Raw genomic sequence first — 22,668 nt, forward strand, 5'->3', positions numbered from 1 at the left:
CATTTCTCACGCGGGTTCCGGCAGCCGCTCGCGCCAGATTTCCGCATAGGCGTTGAGTTCGGCAAGGCCGGAAAGCGTTTCGGGATGGGGCGTGAAGGCGGAAAGCTTGACGCCGCCGACGGCAAGGCCCGCCGCACCCGTGCTGGTGCCGCTGCCCGGGCTCTTTTCCACCGGCCTGCCGGTGGTGGCCGACAGCATGGAGAGGTAGTCGTGGTTTTCGGCAAACGGCCCCTCGACGATCACCGGACCTGACGCGCCGGTCAGATCAAGGCAGATCGCCGTCATCAGCGCCAGATACCAGGACACGCCGACAAGCCGCATGCCGGGGGTCAGGTGATGTTCATCCACCGTCCAGCCGCCGATAATGCCCTGAAACGGCCCGGTATCGCCAAGCACCGAAGGCATCATCATGATCCGGTTCTTCAGCATTGCCTTGCGGTCGTCCTCGGTGACGGCGACATCGCCGCCGGGCGCCGCCACCTCGAAGACGCGCCCGCCCATGAATCGGGCGGACGGTACCGGGTCGCCATAGGCGTTGACGTTGATCAGCGTGTCCCGGCTTTCATCAAGCGCCGGCGGACGACCGCCAACAGCCATGGCAATCACCCAGGTGCCGGTTGAAATCACCGAAAACGGCTGGGCGCGCGACCACAGATGCGGCAGCAGCGAGGCGTTGGAATCATGGATGCCGGCAAACACCGGACAATCCGGCGACAGGCCGGTTTTTTCGGCGATCTCCGGCAGCACCTCGCCCAGCCGGTCGTCGGCCCGCACGGTCTCGCCCATCTTGCCGAAAAGCCCGAGTTCGCTCACCAGCGAGGAGAAGGTTTTCGAGCGCGGCGACCACAGATCGGTGTGGCAGCCCCAGCTCGTTGCTTCGCCGGCGCGCCGCCCGGTCAGCCGGAAACCCCAGTATTGCGGATAGGGCAGGACACAGTCGATCTGCGCGAATTCGTCGGGAAACCGGGTCTTCTGCCAGAAAAGCTGGGCGCCGATATTGAGCCCCATGGACAGGCGCGGCGAGCCGGTTTCGGCAAAGGGCGGGCGGATCTTTTCATATTCGGCGCGTGTCTCCTCCGGCCCGGTATGCTCATAATCGAGCACCGGCAGGACCAGCGATCCGTCACGCTTCAAAAGGGCGGCCGTCGCGCCGTGGGTGGTCACCGAAATCGCGTCGACGCCGTGCGCCTTCTGAAACGCGCCAAAGGCGTCCAGAATGAAATCGAAGAGGTCGTCCACCTCGAAATGCGGATAGGGCGAATGTCCGGTCACCGCGTTGCGTTTCGAGCGTGTATCGACCTCCCGGCCCTCCTCCAGATCGTAGAGAATGACCTTGGCATTGGTCTTACCGATATCGATGACCGCGACCTTGCGGATTGCACTCATTGCACCTGTTCCCGTCTGAACCGCCGGATGATCCTGGTATAAAGCACCGGCAGGGCGATCACGCCGATCAGCAGCAGGCCGATGAAGATCGACATCACGATCCCCGGCACATTCATCAGCCCGAAGCCGAAGGTGACAAGCCCCATGATCAGGGCCGCCAGCACCACGCCGACAATCGTGCCCGCGCCGCCCAGAATATTGATACCGCCGAGCACGACCATGGTGACGATCTCAAGCTCCCATCCAAACGCAATCGACGGCCGTGTCGAGCCAAGCCGGGAGGTCAGGCAGATCGCCGCCATGCCCGACATTGCCCCCGTCATCAAAAACAGCAGGAACTTAACCCGCCCGACCCTGATGCCGGAAAAGCGCGCGGCGGTGGCATTGTTGCCGACAGCATAGACCATCCGGCCGAAGCTGGTCAGATGCAGCAGAATGCCGAAAACCACCGCCATCACGGCAAACAGCACCAGTTCGAAGGAGATCATCGAAAACACATAGCCCTGGCCGAAATAGGCAAAACCGGGCGGGTAATTCGTAAATGCCTTGTCGCCGAGCACCACATAGGACAGCCCGCGAAACAGGCTCATCGTACCGATGGTGACGACAATCGACGGCAGGCCCAGCCCGGTAATCAGAAAACCGTTGAAAGCCCCGCACAACAGCCCGACGCCAAGGCCGATGGCCACCAGTTCCGGCGTTCCCGCACCGACCTGGGCGGCATAGCCCATGGCGGTCGAGGCCAGCGCGATGATGGCGGCAACCGAAAGATCGATCTCGCCCGATATGATCACCAGCGCCATGGCAAAGGCGATCAGCGCCTTTTCGGTGAAGTTGAAGGTCGCGTCCGACAGGTTCCACGCATCGAGAAAATAGGGCGAGGCAAAGCTGTTGATGATGAAAATCGCAATCACCACCACAATCAGCAGGCTCTCCCAGCTTCTCGTCATCCGGTAGGCGCGGCCGTGCAGACGGTCCGGCACATGGCGCGTCTCGCTGACACTCATAGCGCATGCTCCGCTTTCTTGAGGATGACCCGGCCCTTCACGCGTGCCGAACGGGCATTGACGGCAACGGCGATGATGATGACCGCGCCCGAAATCGCCATCTGCCAGAACGGCGAAATATCGATGACCGGCAGCGCATTCTTGATGATGCCGAGAAACAGCGCGCCGAGCACCGCGCCGATGGCCGTGCCCGCGCCGCCGGCAATCGAGATGCCGCCGATGACGCAAGCCGCGACCACGTCGAGTTCGAAACCATTGGCGATATCGACATAGGCAACGGCATAACGCGCGGTCCACAGATAACCGGCGAGGCCAGCCAGCGCGCCTGCAATCAGATAGGCGAAGAAATGCGTGCGGCCGACCGAAATGCCGGTATAGACGGCTGCATGCGGATTGCCGCCGACAGCATAAAAGGCGCGGCCGAGCCGGGTCTTGATGAACAGCACCAGCATCAGCGCGATGACGGCGAGCGAGAACCAGGCGAGCACCGGTATTCCAAGGAAGACGGCGCGCGGCACCGCCTTGAAGGCATCGGTCATCTCGTGGGCATTGACCCAGGCTCCGCCGGTCAAAAGGAAGATGATGCCGCGATAGATCGTCATCGTGCCAAGTGTGACCACGATCGGCGGGATCGACAGACGCCAGACCAGAAGCCCGTTGATGGCCCCGAGGACCGTGCCGCTGAAGGTGGCTGCCAACAACAGGAAGATCACCGGCAGATCGGGAAAGGCGACATTCAGCAGGGCGGCAATCGTGCCGGACAGCGCCAGGTTGGCGGCAATCGAAAGGTCGATGCCGCGCGAGAGAATAACGGCCGCCTGCCCGAGCGCCAGGATGATCAGGATCGCCGTGTCGTTATAGATCGAGACGAGATTGCGCGGGGCGACGAAGCCCGGAAAGCGCAGCTCGATAGCGCCGACAAGCAGCAGGATCGCGACAAGCAGCAGCATTTCGCGATGTTTGAAGATGCGCGCCATCATGCCGCCACCCCGATGCCGGCGGCGGCGCGCACCAGCTTTTCCGCCGACATTTCGGCGCGTGAAAATTCGGCGGCGATCCGCCCTTCGCGCATGACGATGACCCGGTCGGACATGCCGAGAATTTCCGGAATTTCAGATGATACCATGATGATGGAAAGCCCCCTGCCCGCAAGCTCGCCCATGAAAGCATGAACGGCGGATTTCGAACCGATATCGATGCCCTTGGTCGGCTCGTCTAGAATGATCACCTTCGGCTCGGTCGCCAGCCATTTGGCAATCACCACCTTCTGCTGATTGCCGCCCGACAGATTGCCGACCGGCTGATCGAGGGCGGCGGCGCGCAGATCCAGCCGCTCGGTATATTCCCGCGCCAGCGCGAATTCCTCGGCCATGCGCACAAATCCCTTGTGCGAGACCTTGGCAAGCGACGGCAGCGTAACATTCTCGAAGATCGGCATGGCGGTGATCGCCCCTTGCGTGCCGCGTTCCTCCGGCACATAGACAATGCCCTGTTTCACCGCTTCGGAGGGTGAACGGATAACGGCGATTTCGTCATCGATGCGCACCGCACCGGCCGAAGGCTTGGTAATGCCGAAAAGCGCCTGCATGAATTCCGACCGCCCGGCGCCGACAAGACCGTAAAAGCCCAGAATCTCGCCACGGCGCAGCGTGAAGCCGATATCCTCGAATTCGGTCGGATGGCGATAGCCGGAGACCGTCAGCACGGGATCGCCGATTTCGACATCCTGTTTGGGAAACACCTGATCGACCGGACGGCCGACCATCAGTTCCACCAGCGCATTCTCGTCGGTATCGGTGATTGTCCCCTCGCCGACCATCTCGCCGTCACGAAACACGGTATAGCGATCGGCAATGCGGAAAATCTCGTCGAATTTGTGGGAGATGAACAGGATCGCCTTGCCATCGGCTTTCAGCGCCTCGACCAGTTCGTAAAGTTCCTCGATTTCCTTTTGCGAGAGTGCCGCCGTTGGCTCGTCCATGATGACGACCTTCGCATCGACGGACAGCGCGCGGGCAACGGCCACCATATGCCTGTTGGCAATACCGAGTTCGGAGAGGCGATGGCGCGGATCGATGCGTGCGTCGATACTGTCGAGAATATCGCGGGCGCGGGCGTAGATCCGTTTCCAGTCAATCATCCCGAACCGGTTTGTCGGCGCATGACCGATGAAGATGTTTTCGGCGACCGTTAGCGCATCGAACAGCACGGTTTCCTGATGAATGGCGGTAACGCCATGCTCGCTGGCCGCTTCCGCCGTGGGAAAGGCGACCGTTTCGCCGTCCATGGTGATTTCGCCGCCGTCGGGCTGGTAGATCCCCGTCAGGATTTTCACGAGTGTCGATTTGCCCGCGCCGTTTTCGCCGACAAGCGCGGTCACCTCGCCCGGGTAAAGCGTGAGCGAGACTTCCGAGAGGGCGCGGACGCCGGGAAATGTCTTGGTAATGCCGTCAAGGGCGATGGCGGCTTTCTTGTGTGCATCTGGCATCGGCGGCCTGCGGTTCTTCTGCCTTGGTTATGGTTGCGAACCGCCCCTTTTTTGTGGGGCGATCCGGCCGGCTTCGGCGGCGGGCTGCCGCATTGGCCCCGACCCCACTTCCTCCGGCGTCATCCTCGGGCTTGACCCGAGGATCCATGCACCTTTCCCCGCGACGGGCGTGGATGGATGCTCGGGTCAAGCCCGAGCATGACGCAGAAAGGGGGGAGAAGGGGACGCCAAGCGGCAGCCCCGTCCCGGGAGTTATCAGAAAATGTCCTTGAACTGATCGATGTTCGACTTGTCGTAGACAAAGGGATCGGCCATGGCGCCGGCATTGTCGTCGTCAAGCGTCAGCATGCCGAGACGTCCCATGGAAAGCTCCGCGCCCGGTTCGGCTTCGGCGCCCTCGATCAGGTCGTTCGACAGCATCACCGCCGCATAGCCGAGATCGATCGGGTTCCAGATGGCGAAGGATTTCGACGCGCCGTTTTCGACATAGGCCGCCATTTCGGACGGCAGGCCGAGGCCGGTAACGTTGATCTCGCCGATCTTACCCTCGTCGGTGACGGCCTGGGCTGCGGCCACGACGCCGACCGAGGTCGGTGCGATGATCGCCTTCAGGTCTGGATAGGACTGGATCAGCCCCTGGGTCTCGCGATAGGACTTGTCGAACAGATCGTCGCCATAGACCGTGGCCACGACTTCGACGCCCGGATAATCGCCCTTCACCTTGTTCATTTCCTCGATCCAGATGTTCTGGTTCGTGGCCGTGGCGGATGCCGAGAGCACGGCAACATCGCCGCCATCGGGCAGGTTGTCGGCGGCAAGCTTGATGATCATGTTGCCGATCAGCGGATTGGACGACGGGTTGAGGTGGACCATGCGGCCCTCCGGCGCGACGCCGGAATCCCACGAAACCACCTTGATGCCGCGCTGCATGGCGCGCTTGAGGGCGGGCACCAGCGCATCCGGGTCATTGGCCGAAATCGCGATGGCATCGACCTTCTGCGCGATCAGCGAATTGATCACGTCGATCTGGCCTTCAGCGGTGGTGTCGGTCGGGCCGGTATAGATCAGCTCGACATCGCCAATTTCCTTGGCGGCTTCCTCGGCGCCGTCGGCGGCGGCCTCGAAAAAGCCGATGCCGAGCGCCTTGACCACCAGCGCGATCTTCTTGTCGGCGGCCTGTGCCCCCTGCGCCAAAAGCGCGGTCGAGATCAGCGCACCTACGATAGCTTTCTTCAAAATGCTCATCTTGCTCCTCCAGTTGATGAACGGGGTTTCGTCTGGCTTTCCTCAAAGCTCAGCCGGAACCGGTTTCCTCCATTGCCTGCGTATCGGCGATGATCACCGAAACGCCGGCCTCCTCCAGCATGCGGGCATCGGATGCCTGCAGCCCGGAATCGGTAATCACGGTCGAAATCCGTTTCAGATCGCAAAGGATCAGGCTCGACCGTTGTTTGAATTTCGATGAATCGACCAGAACCACCAGTTCCTCGGCCTGATCGATCAGTTTCTGTTCGGCCTGGATCAGCAGCGGATCGGCCTCCATCAGCCCGAGCGGGCCGATGCCCTGCGCGCCCATGAACATCCGTTTTGCCCAGAAATTACGGGTCACATCGTTTTCGAACGGGCTCAGGATCACATTCTGCTCGCGATAGATGACGCCGCCGGACAGCATCACCGTATTCTTGGAATGCTTCAACAAGTGTTCGGCGATGGGAAAGGAATTGGTGAAGATCTGCAGCCGGCGATTGGCGAGATGATGGACCATCTGAAACGTGGTGGTGCCGCCGTTGACGATGATGGAATCGCCATCTTCGCACAGCGCCACCGCCGCCTTCGAGATCGCCTGTTTCTGCCGGGCATTCATCATCTCGTTGACGCTGAACGGACGCCCCGCAAGGCCCACGAATTGCGGCGGGCTCAGCGCTTCCGCACCGCCGCGCACGCGACGCAGGCGCTTTTGCACATGAAGTGCCGCGATATCGCGCCGGATCGTCGCCTCGGAACTCTCCGTCAGATCGACAAGCTCCGCCACGGTCGCAACCGGTTTTTCCTGTACTGCCGACAGGATGATGCGATGTCGCTCTTTTTCGTGCATGGGGCCTCCTTTTTGACAGATTTCAGCTAAACGCCATCACTGTCAATCAAAAATAGTCATGCTGCACTGCAAAAATGCAAAATATGATTGAACTTGATTGTTTGTGATTGACAATCCCGACTTTCGGATAGATTTTGCCCGGGAAGAACCCGGCCGAAAGGCCCCGAAGGAGGAAACAATGGCGAATGAAACCCGGGCCGCCCGGCTCGAGAACCTGTGGGATGACGGCAAGACTGCCGGGATGAGCGAATCCGAGCTTCTGCTCTACCGTTCGAACCTTCTGGGCTCCGACAAGCGCATCACCAATTACGGCGGCGGCAACACCTCGGCCAAGGTGATGGAGAAGGACCCGTTGACCGGCCAGCAGGTCGAGGTACTGTGGGTCAAGGGCTCCGGCGGCGATGTCGGCACCATCAAGATGGACGGTTTCGCGACCCTCTACATGGAAAAGCTCAATGCGCTGAAGGGTCTTTATCGCGGCATCGAGCACGAGGACGAAATGGTGGGCTACCTCCCCCACTGCACCTTCAACCTGAACAGCCGCGCCGCCTCGATCGATACGCCGCTGCACGCCTATGTGCCGAAGAAACATGTCGACCACATGCACCCTGACGCGATTATCGCCATTGCCGCTTCGAGCGACTCCAGGGCGCTGACGCAGGAGATTTTCGGCGGCGAAATCGGCTGGCTGCCCTGGAAGCGGCCCGGTTATGAACTGGGCCTGTGGCTCGGCAAATTCTGCGAAGAAAACCCGGATGCGCGCGGCGTGATCCTGGAAAGCCACGGCCTGTTTACCTGGGGCGACACGGCGAAGGAAAGCTACGAGACGACGCTGGAGATCATCAACAAGGCGATGGCCTGGCTCGATGCCAAGATCGATGGCGATGTCTTCGGTGGCGTGAAGGTGAAAACCTTGCCGGCCGAAGAGCGCCGCGCCGTTGCCGAAAAGCTGATGCCGAAGATCCGCGGCATGATTTCGGAAACCGAAGGCAAGCTCGGCCATTTCGACGATCAGCCCGCCGTTCTGGAATTCGTCGGCTCCAACCGGCTTGCGGAACTGGCGGCGCTGGGCACCTCCTGCCCCGACCATTTTCTCCGCACCAAGATCCGCCCGCTGGTGATCGATTTCGACCCGGAAAACCCGGATATCGACAAGACGGTTGCCGGGCTTGAAGATGCCATTGCCGCCTATCGCGACGACTACGCCGCCTATTACGAGCGCTGCAAGCGCGACAATTCGCCCGGCATGCGCGACCCGAACGCGGTCATCTATCTGGTGCCCGGCGTCGGCATGATTTCCTTCGCCAAGGACAAGGCGACGGCGCGCATTTCGGCCGAATTCTACGTCAACGCCATCAATGTCATGCGCGGCGCCTCGTCTGTCTCCACCTATCAGGGCCTTTCCGAGCAGGAAGCTTTCGATATCGAATACTGGCTTCTGGAAGAGGCCAAGCTGCAGCGCATGCCGAAACCAAAACCGCTTGCCGGCAAGATTGCACTGGTCACCGGCGGCGCCGGCGGCATCGGCAAGGCAACCGCCTTCCGGCTGGCGGGCGAAGGCGCCTGCGTGGTGCTGGCCGATATCGATGACGAAGCACTTGAAACGGCGAAGGCGGAACTGTCATCCGTCTTCAGCAAGGATATCGTGCGTGGCGTGCACCTGAATGTCACCAGCGAGGCGGAAGTCGCCAAGGGCTTTTCCGACGCGGTAGTCGAATTCGGCGGGCTCGACATTCTCGTTTCCAATGCCGGCCTTGCCTCCTCCGCCCCCATCGAGGAGACAACGCTCGATCTCTGGGACAAGAACATCGCCATTCTGGCGACCGGCTATTTCCTGGTGTCGCGCGAGGCCTTCCGCCTGTTCCGCTACCAGAATGCCGGCGGCAATGTGGTCTTCGTCTCGTCGAAAAACGGTCTTGCGGCATCGCCCGGCGCGTCTGCCTACTGCACCGCCAAGGCAGCCGAAATCCATCTCGCCCGCTGCCTGGCGCTCGAAGGTGCGAGCGCCCAGATCCGCGTCAACACCGTCAATCCGGATGCCGTGCTGCGCGGTTCGAAAATCTGGACCGGCGAGTGGAAGGAACAGCGCGCCGCCGCCTACAAGATGTCGACCGACGAGCTGGAAGCCCATTACCGCGACCGTTCGATGCTGAAGCGCTCGGTGTTCCCGGAAGATATTGCAGAAGCGATCTACTTCCTCGCCTCCGACATGTCGGCGAAGTCGACCGGCAACATCATCAACGTGGATGCGGGCAACGCCCAGTCGTTCACGCGGTAGAATGTGCGTTGCGGGGCCTGCGGGCCCCGCTTCTGCCCATCCATACAAAAGGCGTCATCCTCGGGCTTGACCCGAGGATCCAGGCATCTTTCCCTGCGACAGGCATGGGCCGCAATCGCGGGAAGCCCGGCGACATCCGCCGGCTCCGCGCGCGACAGACGGGATTGGATGCTCGGGTCAAGCCCGAGCATGACGCAGGTGGAGGGGTGACGACCCCGGCAACAAACCAATTCAGCAGGCATTGCCTGCAACGGGAGGAAACGATGGAACAGATGATCGACAGCGGCGTGCTTTCCGCCGAAAACGACAAGCGCGCCAAGGACCTTGAGGCCGACTATGCGGCGCTTGGCGAAAAGCTTGCCCGCAACGGCGTCAACATTGACGACGTCACGGCCAAGGTTGCGGCCTATGGCGTGGCGGTTCCCTCCTGGGGGGTAGGCACCGGCGGCACGCGCTTTGCCCGCTTTCCCGGCTCCGGCGAGCCGCGCCATATCTTCGACAAGCTGGAAGACTGCGCCGTCATCCAGCAGTTGACCCGCGCCACACCGACGGTTTCACTCCATATCCCGTGGGACAAGGTGGACGATCTGACGGAACTGAAGGAGCGCGGCACAGCGCTCGGCCTCGGCTTCGACGCCATGAACTCGAACACGTTCCAGGATCAGGACGGTCAGGACCATTCCTACAAATATGGCTCGCTTTCGCACACCGATGCGGCAACGCGCCAGCAGGCGATCGACCACAACATCGAGTGCATCGAGATCGGCAAGGCCCTCGGATCAAAGGCGCTGACAGTATGGATTGGCGACGGCTCGAACTTTCCCGGCCAAAGCCATTTCACAAAACAGTTCGAGCGCTATCTCGATGCGATGAAGAGCATCTACGCCGCCCTTCCCGATGACTGGCGCATCTTTTCGGAACACAAGATTTTCGAACCGGCGTTCTACTCCACCGTGGTGCAGGATTGGGGCACGAACTATCTGATTGCCAAGGAACTCGGCCCCAAGGCCTTCTGCCTCGTCGACCTCGGCCACCATGCGCCCAACGTCAATATCGAGATGATCGTCGCCCGCCTGATCCAGTTCGGCAAGCTTGGCGGCTTCCATTTCAACGACAGCAAATATGGCGATGACGATCTCGACACCGGCTCCATCGATCCCTTCCGGCTGTTCCTGGTCTTCAATGAACTGGTGGATGCGGAAGGCGCGGAAAACTTCAATCCGGCCCATATGCTCGACCAGTCGCACAATGTCACCGACCCGATCGAAAGCCTGATGCGCTCGGCGGTGGAAGTTACGCGCGCCTATGCCCAGGCGCTTCTGGTCGACCGCGCGGCATTGTCCGCCTACCAGCAGGAAAACGATCCGATGATGGCCTCGGAAACGCTGAAAGACGCCTTTCGCACCGATGTCGGCCCGATCCTCGCCATGGCGCGCAAAAACGCCGGCGGCGCGGTCGCCCCGATTGCGGCGTACCGGGCAGCCGGCTACCGCCGGAAGGTTTCCGGTGAACGACCGGCCGTCAGCGGCGCCGGCGGCGGCATCGTCTGACGGTCGGGACAGGGAGGAAACCGATGGAAACCGTTGCTTTCCGCATGAACCTTAACCGTGGGGCGGCCGAGGAATACAAACGCAGGCACGACGAAATCTGGCCGGAGCTGGCAACGGTTCTCAAACAGGCCGGCGTTTCGGATTACTCGATCTGGCTGGACGAGGAAACGCACCATCTGTTTGCGGTGCTCAAACGCAGTGACGACCACAGCATGGACCGCATCCCGGATAACGAGATCGTCCGCCGCTGGTGGGATTTCATGGCCGATATCATGAAGACGAAGCCGGACAATGCGCCGGTGGAGGTCCCGCTTAAGAAGATGTTCCACCTTCCCTGACAGTCTGCAGATGGCGGATCGCGGGTGTTTTCCGCGACCCGCCGAATTTTTCTCCCGCGCATTGAAACCGGCGCGAAAGCAGCCCATGTCAGATGGGACACCAATAACGGCCATTCAGGCGCAGCCCGTTTCCGCAGGGCGGCGTCCATATTTTTCCATCATTTTGATCACCAAACATGGGAGGTTACCATGGCTCATACACTTGCTGATAAGGCGGGCACCTTTGCGATTGGCGGCGACCTTGAGGTCACGCGGCTCGGCTTCGGGGCAATGCGGGTCACCGGGAAAGGCATCTGGGGCGAACCGGCGGACCGGGCCGGCGCTCTTGAAACGCTTGCCGCGCTGCCGGACCTCGGGATCGATTTCATCGATACCGCCGACAGCTATGGCCCGGATGTGTCCGAATGGCTCATCAAGGAAGCGCTTCATCCCTATGGCAATGTGAAGATTGCCACCAAGGGCGGACTGGCGCGCACCGGCCCGGAAATCTGGCTGCCGGTTGGCCGGCCGGAATATCTGCGCCAGCAGGTGCACAAGAGCCTGCGCAATCTCGGCGTCGAGCAGATCGACCTGTGGCAGCTTCATCGCATCGATGCCAAGGTTCCCGCCGACGAGCAGTTCGGCGCGATCAAGGAATTCCTTGATGAGGGGCTGATCGCCCATGCGGGGCTTTCGGAGGTTTCCGTTGCCGATATCGAGGCGGCCCGCAAGGTGTTCCCCGTTGCGACGGTGCAGAACCGCTACAACCTTGTCGACCGCACCAGCGAGGACGTTCTGGATTACTGCACGGCAAACGGCATCGGCTTCATTCCGTGGTTCCCGCTGGCCGCCGGCGATCTCGCCCGGCCCGGCTCGCTGCTGGACGAAATCGCCAAGAAACACGATGCGGCCCCGAGCCAGATTGCGCTTTCCTGGGTGCTGAAGAAAAGCCCTGTCATGCTGCCGATCCCCGGCACATCGAAAGTGGCGCATCTGAAGGAAAATGTCGCCGCGGCCGATATCGCGCTTTCCGATGCGGATTTCGCCGCACTCGATGAAGAAGGCAAAAAGGCCTTTGCCGCAAAGGCTGCCTGATAAAGTGACGCCGCCGCACTTCCGGCGGCGTGCGCTTGTTGACAAAGCCCACCCAATTCTCTTGCGTCACCCTCGGGCTTGACCCGAGGGTCCAACCAAGCCTCGGCACGACAGGCGGATCTGGGTAAATACCAGATGAAGCAACTCCTTATAACACGCCGGCCCCGCTTGCTCGGTTGCGTGATTGGATCCTCGGGTCAAGCCCGAGGACGACGCTCGTAAAAAGGGAAGGCTTTGCCGACAGTCCGCCCCGCCGCACTTCCGGCAGCATTTTTCTTTGACAGGATGCCGCGGTGGCGTCACCTTCGGGGCCAGCCCGCAAACTGAGGATCCGAAAAATGGAATATGTAAAACTCGGCCGCACCGGCCTTGATGTTTCGCGGCTTTGCCTTGGCTGCATGACCTATGGCCAGCCCGAACGCGGCACTCACCCCTGGTCGCTTACCGAAGAACAGAGCCGGCCATTCATCCGCAAGGCTGTCGAGGACGGCATCAATTTCTTCGACACGGCCAATGTCTATTCCGCCGGCTCCTCGGAGGAGATCGTCGGCAGCGCGCTGAAGGAATTTACCCGCCGCGACGAAATCGTGCTGGCCACCAAGGTGATGAACCGCATGCATGAAGGCCCGAACGGCGCCGGGCTTTCGCGCAAGGCGATCATGCAGGAAATCGACAATTCGCTGAAACGGCTCGGCACAGATTATGTCGATCTCTACCAGATCCACCGCTTCGACTATAATACGCCGATCGAGGAAACGCTGGAAGCGCTGCATGATGTGGTGAAGGCCGGCAAGGCGCGTTATATTGGCGCGTCCTCCATGTATGCTTGGCAGTTCGCCACCATGCTTGCCACCCAGAAGGCCAATGGCTGGGCGAAATTCGTGACCATGCAGAACTATGTGAACCTGCTCTACCGCGAGGAAGAACGCGAGATGCTGCCGCTTTGCGCAGCCGAAGGCATCGGCGTCATTCCGTGGAGCCCGATGGCGCGCGGCCGGCTGACGCGGCCGTGGGATACGACGACGGAGCGCTCCGAAACCGACGAATTCGGCAAGACGCTTTACGCCGAAACGGCCGCCTCGGACCGCAAGGTGGTCGATGCGGTGGCCAAAATCGCCAATGAGCGCGGCGTGCCGATGGCCCGTGTGGCGCTCGCATGGGTGCTGTCGAAACCGGTGGTCTCGGCCCCGATCATCGGCGCCTCCAAGCCGCATCATCTCGATGATGCCCAGGCCGCGCTGGCGCTGGAACTGACGGACTCCGAAATCGAAAAACTCGAAGCGCCCTATATTCCGCACCGGGTCGTCGGCTTCAGCTGACACCTTTCCCGCCGTGCTATCAACGGCGCGGCGGTCTCTGCTCCCGATGGCATCAGGCCGGGTCGTAAGGCCTCTCAATCCGAAGCCGGTCGTGGAGATGTTTCCACGTCGCGGCCTCAAACCGTTCCGGCCATTCCACGCCCCGGCGCGTTGCCAATCTGCGCGCCCGCGGCAGATAGGCCCTGGCATAGGCCAGATGCACATCGATCATCGCTTCACGCGTGGCGGCCGGTGACGGAAGAGACCTCATAAGCGCCTTCTGTTCTTCCGTGATCAGCCGGTTGAGATGCAGCGCCCCGCCGCGATGGGGCGCGGCGGTTTCCTGTATCAGCAGATCGACGAGAAGATTGCGCAGATGGAAAATGCCGGTCACGCCGTTGATATATTCTCCGCGTCCTGCCGCAACATCGAGAAGCCCGAGAATGCGGATAAATTCCTCGAACTGGTATTTCAGGCGTTTCGGGTCCGGCTGAGGCTGTTCCGGGCGGTCTGCCAGCGTGTCCCGGAGCCCTGCCCTGTCGAACAATACGCGAAGCTCGTTCCTGTAACGGGTCTTCAGTTGTTCAGGTTTGAGAATGATGACGTCGATGCGCAGCCAGTCTTCGGTCACGGCATTGATGAGTGAGGGAAACGTCACTCTGTCCCGCCACAAGACAGGCTCTCCCACCGCTTCCACGGCCTTTCGCCAGAGTGCGGCCACCGCGTCGCTCGCGCCTTCCCCGGCAACGAGAACAAAGTCGATGTCGCTGTATTCGTCTTCAAGGCCGACCGCAAAACTGCCGCTCAGATAAAGCGCATCGATTTCCGGCGAACGCTCAATCGTCCCGGTGATGGTCGGGATCGCATCTTCGCTTCCCATATCGTCCTCCGTCTGCCCGCTGACATGCTATGCGCTCCGTCGCCCGCTGTCAGTAAGAACGCGGGCACGCAGTCGCCAATTTCATGCCGCCTGTTGAGCAGAACGGAACTTATGTGTTAACACCACGTTAATCTAGAGTTGTGTCCCCTCTATGAGGGACACGGCGGGGAGGCCATTTTTGTCCTGTACGGGGAGGGTATAGCGGCAATTCCGGTTTGCGCGGACGCGACAGTCCTGCGCGGCGGATGGCCCCCGCCAGTTTAATGCGGGCCGTTTTTTCCCGTTCTACAGGACCGGTTTCATCCCGTCCGGCATTTTGCCCCTTCCGGTCCGGCAGGCTTTCCGGTTCACGCCGTCTATCGGCCTGTTATCAGTTCAAATCCCTCCCCACACGCATTTTTTGCGGGCGGCGGTGCTGTTCGCGCTTCAGGCACTGGCTCTGGAGCGAAAGCCATGTGTTCAAAGCGGAGGACTGAGAATGAACAAGATGACCATTGCAATCGCGACGCTGATGGCAACGACCGCGCTGCCGGCCGGCGCTTTTGCCGCGACGGAACTGACCATGTGGTATCACGGCGCGGGCAACCCGACGGAATCGGGCATTCTTGAAGGGATCGTTTCCGATTTCAACGACAGCCAGGACGACTGGGAGGTCGTGCTCGAAAGCTTTCCGGAAGACAGCTACAATGATTCCGTAACGGCGGCGGCTCTTGCGGGCAACCTGCCGGATATTATCGATGTCGACGGGCCGATCATGCCGAACTGGGCATGGGCCGGTTACATGCAGCCGCTGCCGATTGACGAAAGCGCGCTTGAAGGCTTCCTGCCCGGCGCCATCGGCCGATGGGATGACCAGATCTATTCCGTCGGCCTGTGGGACGCAGCATTGGCGATGATGACGCGCCAGTCCTACCTCGAAAAATACGATATCCGCAAACCAACGCTGGAAGAGCCGTGGACGGCTGAAGAATTCGACGAAATCCTCGTCAAGCTCAAGGACAGTGGCGATTTCGACTATCCGCTGAACCTCGGCATGGCCGATCAGGGCGAATGGTACACCTATGCTTTCCTGCCCTTCCTGCAGTCTTTCGGCGGCGATCTGGTCGACCGTTCGGATTACCAGACGGCCGAAGGCGTTCTGAACGGCGATGATGCGATTGCATTCGGCGAGTGGTGGCAGTCACTGTTCGACCGTGACCTGGTGCCCGGCACCAGCCAGGACCCCGCCGACCACGAGAACGGCTTTATCGCCGGCGATTATGCCATCGACTGGAACGGCAACTGGACGGCGCGCGCCAAGCTTGACGCCTATGACGATGTCGTCTTCCTGCCGGCGCCTGATTTCGGCAATGGCCCGAAAATCGGCGCGGCAAGCTGGCAGCTCGGCGTTTCAGCCGCGTCCGAACATCCCGAAGGGGCGGCAGCCTTCATCGAATACGCCATTCAGGACAAATATCTGGCGGAATTCTCCAACGCCATCGGCCTGGTTCCGGCAACGCAGGGCGCTGCCGACATGTCGGAATATTACAAGGAAGGCGCACCGCTGGCCGTGTTCTACGGTCTTTCCGATGCGCAAGGCACGTTGCGGCCGGTGACGCCGGGCTATGTGGTTGAAACCAGCGTGTTCCAGAAGGCGCTTTCCGATATGGCCAACGGCGCGGATGTCGCCGACACGCTCGACGGCGCGGTCGATGAGATCGACACCGATATCGAGCGTAATCAGGGCTATGGCCACAACTGATCAGGCGGGGGCCTGGGGGCCGGCTTCGGCCGGTCCCTTCTCTTCGAGCATACCCGCTTTTGCTCTGCGTCACCCTCGGGCATGACCCGAGGGTCCACATACGGGTGCTGATGGATGCTCGGGTCAAGCCCGAGCATGACGCGGAAAGAGAGGTGTTGCAGCTTGCCGGAACTGACAACAAGGAAACACGCATATGAGTCGGAAACTGACGGAGAATAACGGGGCGGGCTGGGCCTTTGCCGCGCCGTCCGTTCTGCTCATCGGCCTGTTCATCATCCTGCCCTTCTTTCTGGCGATTGCCTTTTCACTCACCGACCAACGGCTGATCTCGCCCAACCCGACACGCTATGTCGGCATGGAAAACTACCGCGACCTGCTCGGCCTCAACGTCATCGCGATCGCGCCCGAACGCGATGACAGCGGCGTGTTGGTGCGCGATGATGACGGCGCGCTCGAATATCCGCGCGTTCGCTCCTTCACCCGCTCCGACGACTATCCGCAATATCGCGGCATGCGCGAATGGTTCCGCATCAATGCCGGCAATACGGCCTATGTGGTGGTGGCGCGCGATGTCGTGTTCATGAAGGCGCTGACCAATACGCTCGTATTTGTCGCGGTCACGGCGCCGGTGCAGGCGGGGCTGGCGCTTTGTCTGGCCTTGCTGATCAATCAGCGGCTTCGCGGGGTGAATGTCTTTCGCGCCGTATTCTTCATGCCGGTCGTGGTCTCCATCGTCGTCGTGTCGCTGCTTTGGCGGTTCATCTATGACGGCAATGACGGGCTTTTGAACGCGCTTCTTTCCGGGATGACCTTCGGCCTGCTCCAGCCGGTCGACTGGCTTGGCAATACCCATACGGCACTCGGTTCGATCATCGCCATGTCGATCTGGCAGGCGGTCGGTTTTCACATGGTCATCTGGCTTTCCGGCCTTCAGACCATATCGCCGACGCTTTATGAGGCCGCCGCCATCGAAGGTTCCTCGAAATGGCAGACCTTTCGCTATGTCACATGGCCGGGTCTGCGTAATACGGCCGTTCTGGTGCTGGTGGTCATCACCATGCAGTGTTTCGCCGTCTTCGCCCAGATCGACGTGATGACCAAGGGCGGGCCGCTCGATTCCACGCAAACCCTTGTCTATCAGGCGGTCGAACGCGGCTACGGGCGCCAGGATATCTCCGGTGGCTCGACGATTTCGGTCGTGCTGTTCGTGCTGGTGCTCGCGATCTCGCTGGCGCAACGCTATTTCACCCGGGAAAGGAACTGAGCCATGGCGGTCATTTCCGGCGATAATCACGGCCTCAGGCTGTTCACGCGCTACCTTGTTCTGGTGCTGGTGGCGCTGGTCTTTCTGCTGCCGCTTCTGTTCATGGTGATGTCGTCGCTCAAGCCCAATGCCCAGCTCCTGAGCGACACATCGTCCTTGCGCGCCTTCCTGCCGGTCGGCGATATCAGCCTTGAAAATTATGCCGGTGCATTTGCGCGCGCGCCGATCGGCCTGTTCGTGTTCAACTCGGTGATGGTGACGACGTTGACCGTGCTGGCATCGCTGTTTTTGTGCTCGCTCGGCGCGTTTTCCTTCACCTTCGTGCGCTGGCGCGGCAATGCGGTGGTGCTTTCCATCGTGCTGGCCACCCTCATCATTCCCTTCGAGACCATTGCCATTCCGCTGCTGCTGTTCGTCTCGCGACTGCCATGGCTTGGCCTCGACGGGCTCACATGGGGCTGGCTCAACACCTACCGGGTGCAGATCATCCCGTGGATTGCCGATGCGCTGACCGTCTTTCTGTTCGTTCAGTATTTCAAGGACCTGCCGCGCGAACTGATCGAGGCGGCGCGGGCCGAAGGGGCAAGCTGGTGGCAGATCTACCGCCGCGTGGTGATGCCGCTTTCAGGCCCGGTGATCGCAACGGCCGCCATTCTGAAAGCGTTGAAAATGTATAATGAACAATATCTGTGGCCGCTGATCGTGGTGCAGGACGAGGCGCACCGGCCGATCATGGTCGGGCTTGGCTATTTCTTCCAGCTCAACGTGCCGTGGGGCGAGGTGATGGCCTATCTTTCGATGATCACCGTGCCGGTTCTGGTGTTCTATCTGGTGCTGCAGCGCGCCTTCATCGCATCCATCGCCTCGACGGGCGTGAAGGGCTGAGGAGAGGAAACATGGCTGAACTGGCACTCAGGGACATCCGCAAATCCTTCGGGAAGGTCGAGGTCATCAAGGGCGTGAACCTCGATATCAAAGACGGCGAGTTCGTGGTTTTCGTCGGCCCCTCCGGCTGTGGGAAATCGACGCTGCTGCGCATGATTGCCGGGCTGGAAGACATCACCGACGGTACGCTTGAAATCGGCGGCGAGCGGGTCAACGATCTGCAGCCGAAGGAACGCGGCATTGCCATGGTGTTCCAGACCTATGCCATTTTTCCGCATATGTCGGTGCGCGAAAACGTCGCCTTCGGGCTGACGATTGCCGGCGTGGGGAAGAAGGAAAAGGAAGAGGCGGTCAATCGCGCCGCGCGCATCTTGCAGATGGAGCATCTGCTCGACCGCCGTCCCTCGCAGCTTTCCGGCGGCCAGCGCCAGCGCGTCGCCATCGGTCGGGCGATTGTCCGCAATCCCAGCGTCTTTCTGTTCGATGAACCGCTCTCCAACCTCGATGCCGCACTGAGGATGGATATGCGCATGGAAATCGGTAAGCTGCACAATCAGCTCGGCGCGACGATGATTTATGTGACCCATGACCAGGTCGAGGCGATGACGCTTGCCGACCGGATCGTGGTGCTGAAGGACGGCGCGGTGCAGCAGGTGGGAAGCCCGATGGAGCTTTACCACGAACCGGCCAACCTCTTCGTTGCCGGTTTCATCGGCTCGCCGTCGATGAATTTCATGGATGTCGATATCGTCGAAAGGGCGGGTGATACGATCACTGTCAAATCAGATGCGCTCGATCCGGTTGCCATTCCCAAGACGCGGTTTGATTTCTCCACGACGTCAAAGGCCCGGCTCGGCCTGCGCCCGCAATATCTCGATGTCGTCGAGGACGGCACGGCGGGTGGTCTGCACGGCACCGTGTCTCTGGTCGAACGCCTCGGCACGGAAACCGTTATCAATGTCGAACTCAGCCGGGGCGGGCGCATCGTCGCAGCCCTTGCCGAGGACCGGCCGCTTGAAACCGGCAGCGAAATCACCCTCGTCTTTGCGCCCGAAAAGGTACATCTGTTTCCACTGGATGAGTAATACCAAGAGTCAATGATTAGGACTCATACGATGCGCGCTGGAATGGTCGTCCGAGTAAGAAAATACCGCAGAGCGATGCCGGAGCATCGCGCGAGGATTTTGACGCCCTCGGTGGCCATTCCAGCCGCACCCTTTCAGGGCCGGGCGCTTTTGAAAGCCCGCGTCGTTGAAAATCCTCGCCGTAGCTATGGCTACGACTGCGGTTTTCGCCTAGCCGGCTTTCAAAATCGCTCCGGTCATATGGGTTCTAATCATTGACTCTTGGTATAAACGCCCCGATCGAAAGGCCGGAGCGTCATTTTCAGCAAAAATCAGTTCGCGACTTCCACCGCGCGCTGTTCATTCACCGTCGCTTCCGCCTCTTCCACGGCAGCGGTGAAGCTTGCGAAAATATCCTCGCCGCCCGGTACGGACGATTTGAACCATTCGAAGACCGGCTCGACAGCGGCCTTGAACTCGGCCTTTTCGGCGTCGGTCGGCACATAGATTTCACCGCCGGCCTCCACGAAATCCTGATAGGCGGCGATCTCCTTGCGCTTGGGGCTGGCAAAGGTCGCCTGCTGCAACGCGTAGAAGGCATCGACGACGATCTTCTTCTGGTCTTCCGAAAGGCCACTGAACCGCTCATTCGACATCCACCAGAAGGCGGCCATGTAGGAATGACGGTCGAGCGTGATGAATTTCAGCCCGGCATCGGTGAACTTCATGTTCATGATGTCGGTGATGCCGTTGGCCGTGCCCTGCACCACGCCGGTTTGCAGCGAGGTGAACAGTTCCGGCCAGGCGATCGGCGTCGGGGACGCACCGAGCGAACGCACCAATTCCTGCGGCAGTTCCGCCGGCACAGTCCGCAGCTTCATGCCGTCCATATCGGCCGGCGTCTTGATGGTGTGTTCGGTATTGGCGAAGTTGCGCCAGCCGCCGGTATTGCCGATGGTCATCAGGCGGATGGTGTCGCCGCTGTCGGCAAGCGCCAGGTCGCGCAGTTCGGCGGTAAACGGGCCGGAGAGCACTTCCTCGGCCACACGGTCATCATTCATCAGATAGGGCAGATCGAGGATCTGCAGATAGGGAAACAGCCCTGCCGCGCCGCCGGAGGTCGACATGTAAATGTCGATCGTGCCGTCGGCGATGCCCTGCAGGCATTCCTCACCTGTGGCGCAGATCTGGGTTCCCATGAAGATATCGACCGCCATCGTGCCGTTGGAGGCGTTTTCGATATAGTTCTTGAAGACGACAAGACCGTCATAGTCCTCGTCATTCTCGTTGGAATTGGCTGTGGCGCGCAGCGTGATATCGGCAGCCGCCGCCAGTTGGCCCGCCGAAACGGCAAGCACACCGGCGACCAGCGCCGTTTTCATCATGGTCTTGAGCATGTCAGTCCTCCCTTTGCTCTTGTTATATTGCATGTTTACTCCAGAAATCCGAACAGCCGCGGCAAGGTGAGGCTGATCGCGGGAACATAGGTGATCAGGAAAATAATCGCCGCCTCGACGGCGAGAAACGGCAGTACCGCCCGCGCCACGGTTTCCACGCTGAGGCGCGAAACCGAGGAGGTGACAAACAGCACCAGTCCCATGGGCGGCGTCAACAGGCCGACCGTGAGATTGACCGCCATGATGATGGCGAAATGCACCGGGTCGACGCCCATCTTGAGAAAGATCGGACCCAGGATCGGGCCCAGAATGATGATTGCCGGCCCCGCATCGAGAAACATGCCGACGACAAACAGCAGGATGTTGATCAAGAACAGCAGGATCAGCGGATTTTCCGTCAATCCCAGCATGAAGGAAGCCAGAAGCTCCGGCGTGTGCGAGAGCGAGGCCACCGTCTTGAAGGCCATGGCCGCGCCCACCAGAAGCAGCACGACCGAGGATGTCAGCCCGGCGCGCATCAAAATCCCCGGCACGTCGCGCGCATGAAGCGTGCGCAGAACGAAAAAGCCGATGAAGAAGGCATAGGCAACGGCAATCGCCGACGCCTCCGTCGGCGTGAACACGCCGCCGAGAATACCGCCCATGATGATGATTGGTGTGAGCAGCGGCCAGAAGGCTTTCAGGCTGGCATTGCCGCGCGTCTTCCAGCCTGCCTTTTCGGTGGCCGCAGGAAGTCCTTCGCGGTCCGCCATCACGCGCACCAGCACCATCAGCGAAACGCCGATCAGAACACCCGGCACAATGCCCGCCAGAAACAGCGCGGCAACGCTTTCCCCCATCACATAGGCATAGATAATCATGATGCCCGACGGTGGGATGATCGGTCCGATGATCGACGACGCGGCGGTGATGGCGGCGGCGAATTTGCGGGAATATCCCTGTTTTTCCATGGCCGGGATCATCATCGCCCCGAGTGCCGAAACATCGGCCACGGCAGAGCCGGAAAGCCCCGCAAACAGCATGGAAGACAGAATATTCACATGGGCAAGCCCGGCACGGAAATGGCCGATGACGGCCTGCGAAAACTCCACCAGCCGCTCTGTGATGCCGGCCCGGTTCATCAACTCGCCGGCCAGCAGGAAGAACGGCACCGCCATCAGCGGAAACGAGTCCATGCCGTTATAGACATTGCGGTAAAGCAGGACGATGTCGCGCTCCTGCCCGTTGAACCACAGGAGCAGCGCCGGAGACGCGATCAGCGCAAACAGGATCGGCAGGCCGCAAAACAGGAAGACCAGAAACAGAGGCAGGAACAGGCTCAGCATCACTCCCTCTCCAGCCCGGAGACGACCGGCAGCGGCTTCAGCCGGTCGCCGGCGCCCAGAAGCTCGGCCACGAGCCGCAGCAGCAGCTCGATATTGACGGAAAGCATCATGGTGACGCCGGTTGCCAGCGAGGCCATCATCCAGGCGCGCGGAACCTTCATCCATGATGAGAAATCAAACGCCGTCGGGATCATCAGCGACGGCATGGTGAACCGCCCGCCGATACCGGTCACCTCGCGCCAGCCGATATTGACCGCCCACCATAACACCACGCAGGAGATAACAAGCAGTGCCAGATTGAGCACGGCGGCCGGCTTTTTCGGCAGAAAACGCTTGATTGTGTCAATGCTGACGAAGCCGCCATGCCGGAAGGCTGTCGGCGCCATCAGGCTGACCATCCACAACATCAGGAAGCGCGCCAGTTCTTCCGTCCAGGCCAGCGCATCATTGAGCACATAACGGAAAAACACCTGGATCAGGATGACAACGACCATCAGCCCCATCAGCACGGCGCCCGTCCACCGGCCGATCGCCAGCACCGGGCCATTGCCCCGCGCAAGAACAGAAGCTGCAGCCAGCAAGATCGTCATCAGTTCAT

Annotated in this window: 19 protein-coding genes; 9 read left to right on the forward strand and 10 right to left on the reverse strand. The window is 60.7% G+C overall.

Annotated features, from left to right (window positions below; translation table 11 throughout):
* Window positions 1-6: 6 nt before the first annotated feature.
* The 6 genes from ABID12_RS04220 to ABID12_RS04245 form a co-directional block, all read right to left on the reverse strand.
* Window positions 7-1,386: an FGGY-family carbohydrate kinase gene (locus ABID12_RS04220; protein WP_354433226.1), complete on the reverse strand. Its 1,380-nt coding sequence runs from the start codon at window positions 1,384-1,386 to the stop codon at window positions 7-9.
* Window positions 1,383-2,393 (reverse strand): ABC transporter permease, encoded by a 1,011-nt coding sequence (locus ABID12_RS04225; RefSeq protein WP_354433227.1) that lies wholly within the window; start codon window positions 2,391-2,393, stop codon window positions 1,383-1,385. The genes ABID12_RS04220 and ABID12_RS04225 overlap by 4 nt, the downstream gene beginning before the upstream one ends.
* Window positions 2,390-3,373 (reverse strand): ABC transporter permease, encoded by a 984-nt coding sequence (locus ABID12_RS04230; protein ID WP_106303636.1) that lies wholly within the window; start codon window positions 3,371-3,373, stop codon window positions 2,390-2,392. The genes ABID12_RS04225 and ABID12_RS04230 overlap by 4 nt, the downstream gene beginning before the upstream one ends.
* Entirely contained in the window at window positions 3,370-4,881 is a 1,512-nt protein-coding gene (locus ABID12_RS04235; RefSeq protein ID WP_354433228.1) for a sugar ABC transporter ATP-binding protein, read from the reverse strand. The genes ABID12_RS04230 and ABID12_RS04235 overlap by 4 nt, the downstream gene beginning before the upstream one ends.
* Window positions 4,882-5,136: 255 nt before the next feature.
* Window positions 5,137-6,126 (reverse strand): rhamnose ABC transporter substrate-binding protein, encoded by a 990-nt coding sequence (rhaS, locus tag ABID12_RS04240; protein ID WP_106303642.1) that lies wholly within the window; start codon window positions 6,124-6,126, stop codon window positions 5,137-5,139.
* A gap of 49 nt (window positions 6,127-6,175) precedes the next feature.
* Entirely contained in the window at window positions 6,176-6,976 is an 801-nt protein-coding gene (locus tag ABID12_RS04245; RefSeq protein ID WP_319519187.1) for a DeoR/GlpR family DNA-binding transcription regulator, read from the reverse strand.
* Between the two features lie 178 nt (window positions 6,977-7,154).
* On the opposite strand from ABID12_RS04245, the gene ABID12_RS04250 reads away from it, so the two are divergent.
* The 5 genes from ABID12_RS04250 to ABID12_RS04270 all read left to right on the forward strand — a co-directional run bounded on the left by ABID12_RS04250 (window position 7,155) and on the right by ABID12_RS04270 (window position 13,535).
* Window positions 7,155-9,254, forward strand: a complete 2,100-nt coding sequence (locus ABID12_RS04250) for a bifunctional rhamnulose-1-phosphate aldolase/short-chain dehydrogenase (protein ID WP_354433229.1) — start codon at window positions 7,155-7,157, stop codon at window positions 9,252-9,254.
* A 263-nt stretch (window positions 9,255-9,517) separates the two neighbouring features.
* Entirely contained in the window at window positions 9,518-10,804 is a 1,287-nt protein-coding gene (gene rhaI / locus ABID12_RS04255) for an L-rhamnose catabolism isomerase (RefSeq protein WP_354433230.1), read from the forward strand.
* A 23-nt stretch (window positions 10,805-10,827) separates the two neighbouring features.
* On the forward strand, window positions 10,828-11,142 hold the full coding sequence (gene rhaM, locus ABID12_RS04260) for an L-rhamnose mutarotase (RefSeq protein WP_354433231.1): 315 nt from the start codon (window positions 10,828-10,830) through the stop codon (window positions 11,140-11,142).
* A gap of 189 nt (window positions 11,143-11,331) precedes the next feature.
* Window positions 11,332-12,216: an aldo/keto reductase gene (locus ABID12_RS04265; RefSeq protein ID WP_354433232.1), complete on the forward strand. Its 885-nt coding sequence runs from the start codon at window positions 11,332-11,334 to the stop codon at window positions 12,214-12,216.
* A gap of 338 nt (window positions 12,217-12,554) precedes the next feature.
* Window positions 12,555-13,535, forward strand: coding sequence for an aldo/keto reductase (locus ABID12_RS04270; protein ID WP_354433233.1), 981 nt, complete (start codon window positions 12,555-12,557; stop codon window positions 13,533-13,535).
* Between the two features lie 52 nt (window positions 13,536-13,587).
* On the opposite strand, the gene ABID12_RS04275 is transcribed toward ABID12_RS04270, so the two are convergent.
* Window positions 13,588-14,394 carry a nucleotidyltransferase domain-containing protein gene (locus tag ABID12_RS04275; RefSeq protein ID WP_354433234.1) on the reverse strand — a complete coding sequence of 269 codons (807 nt, stop codon included), beginning with the start codon at window positions 14,392-14,394 and terminating at the stop codon, window positions 13,588-13,590.
* A 478-nt stretch (window positions 14,395-14,872) separates the two neighbouring features.
* On the opposite strand from ABID12_RS04275, the gene ABID12_RS04280 reads away from it, so the two are divergent.
* The 4 genes from ABID12_RS04280 to ABID12_RS04295 all read left to right on the forward strand — a co-directional run bounded on the left by ABID12_RS04280 (window position 14,873) and on the right by ABID12_RS04295 (window position 19,369).
* Complete coding sequence (locus ABID12_RS04280; protein ID WP_354433235.1) at window positions 14,873-16,135, forward strand: extracellular solute-binding protein; 1,263 nt, start codon at window positions 14,873-14,875, stop codon at window positions 16,133-16,135.
* 193 nt (window positions 16,136-16,328) lie between these two features.
* Entirely contained in the window at window positions 16,329-17,399 is a 1,071-nt protein-coding gene (locus ABID12_RS04285; protein WP_354433236.1) for a carbohydrate ABC transporter permease, read from the forward strand.
* A 3-nt stretch (window positions 17,400-17,402) separates the two neighbouring features.
* Window positions 17,403-18,284: a carbohydrate ABC transporter permease gene (locus tag ABID12_RS04290; RefSeq protein WP_319519178.1), complete on the forward strand. Its 882-nt coding sequence runs from the start codon at window positions 17,403-17,405 to the stop codon at window positions 18,282-18,284.
* Between the two features lie 11 nt (window positions 18,285-18,295).
* Window positions 18,296-19,369 carry an ABC transporter ATP-binding protein gene (locus ABID12_RS04295; protein WP_354433237.1) on the forward strand — a complete coding sequence of 358 codons (1,074 nt, stop codon included), beginning with the start codon at window positions 18,296-18,298 and terminating at the stop codon, window positions 19,367-19,369.
* Window positions 19,370-19,680: 311 nt separating this feature from the next.
* Here ABID12_RS04295 and ABID12_RS04300 read toward each other — a convergent pair whose 3' ends face one another.
* From ABID12_RS04300 to ABID12_RS04310, 3 genes are read right to left on the reverse strand one after another with little or no spacing between them, the layout of a single operon-like run.
* The gene (locus tag ABID12_RS04300) at window positions 19,681-20,745 is read right to left on the reverse strand and encodes a TRAP transporter substrate-binding protein (protein WP_354433238.1); all 1,065 of its coding nucleotides are present in this window, start codon (window positions 20,743-20,745) and stop codon (window positions 19,681-19,683) included.
* 35 nt (window positions 20,746-20,780) lie between these two features.
* Window positions 20,781-22,070, reverse strand: coding sequence for a TRAP transporter large permease (locus tag ABID12_RS04305; RefSeq protein ID WP_319519175.1), 1,290 nt, complete (start codon window positions 22,068-22,070; stop codon window positions 20,781-20,783).
* Entirely contained in the window at window positions 22,070-22,660 is a 591-nt protein-coding gene (locus ABID12_RS04310) for a TRAP transporter small permease (protein ID WP_354433239.1), read from the reverse strand. Before ABID12_RS04310 ends, ABID12_RS04305 begins: the two co-directional genes overlap by 1 nt.
* Between the last annotated feature and the right edge of the window lie 8 nt (window positions 22,661-22,668).

Source organism: Martelella mangrovi, assembly GCF_040545495.1.
GTDB classification, from domain to species: Bacteria; Pseudomonadota; Alphaproteobacteria; order Rhizobiales; family Rhizobiaceae; genus Martelella; species Martelella mangrovi.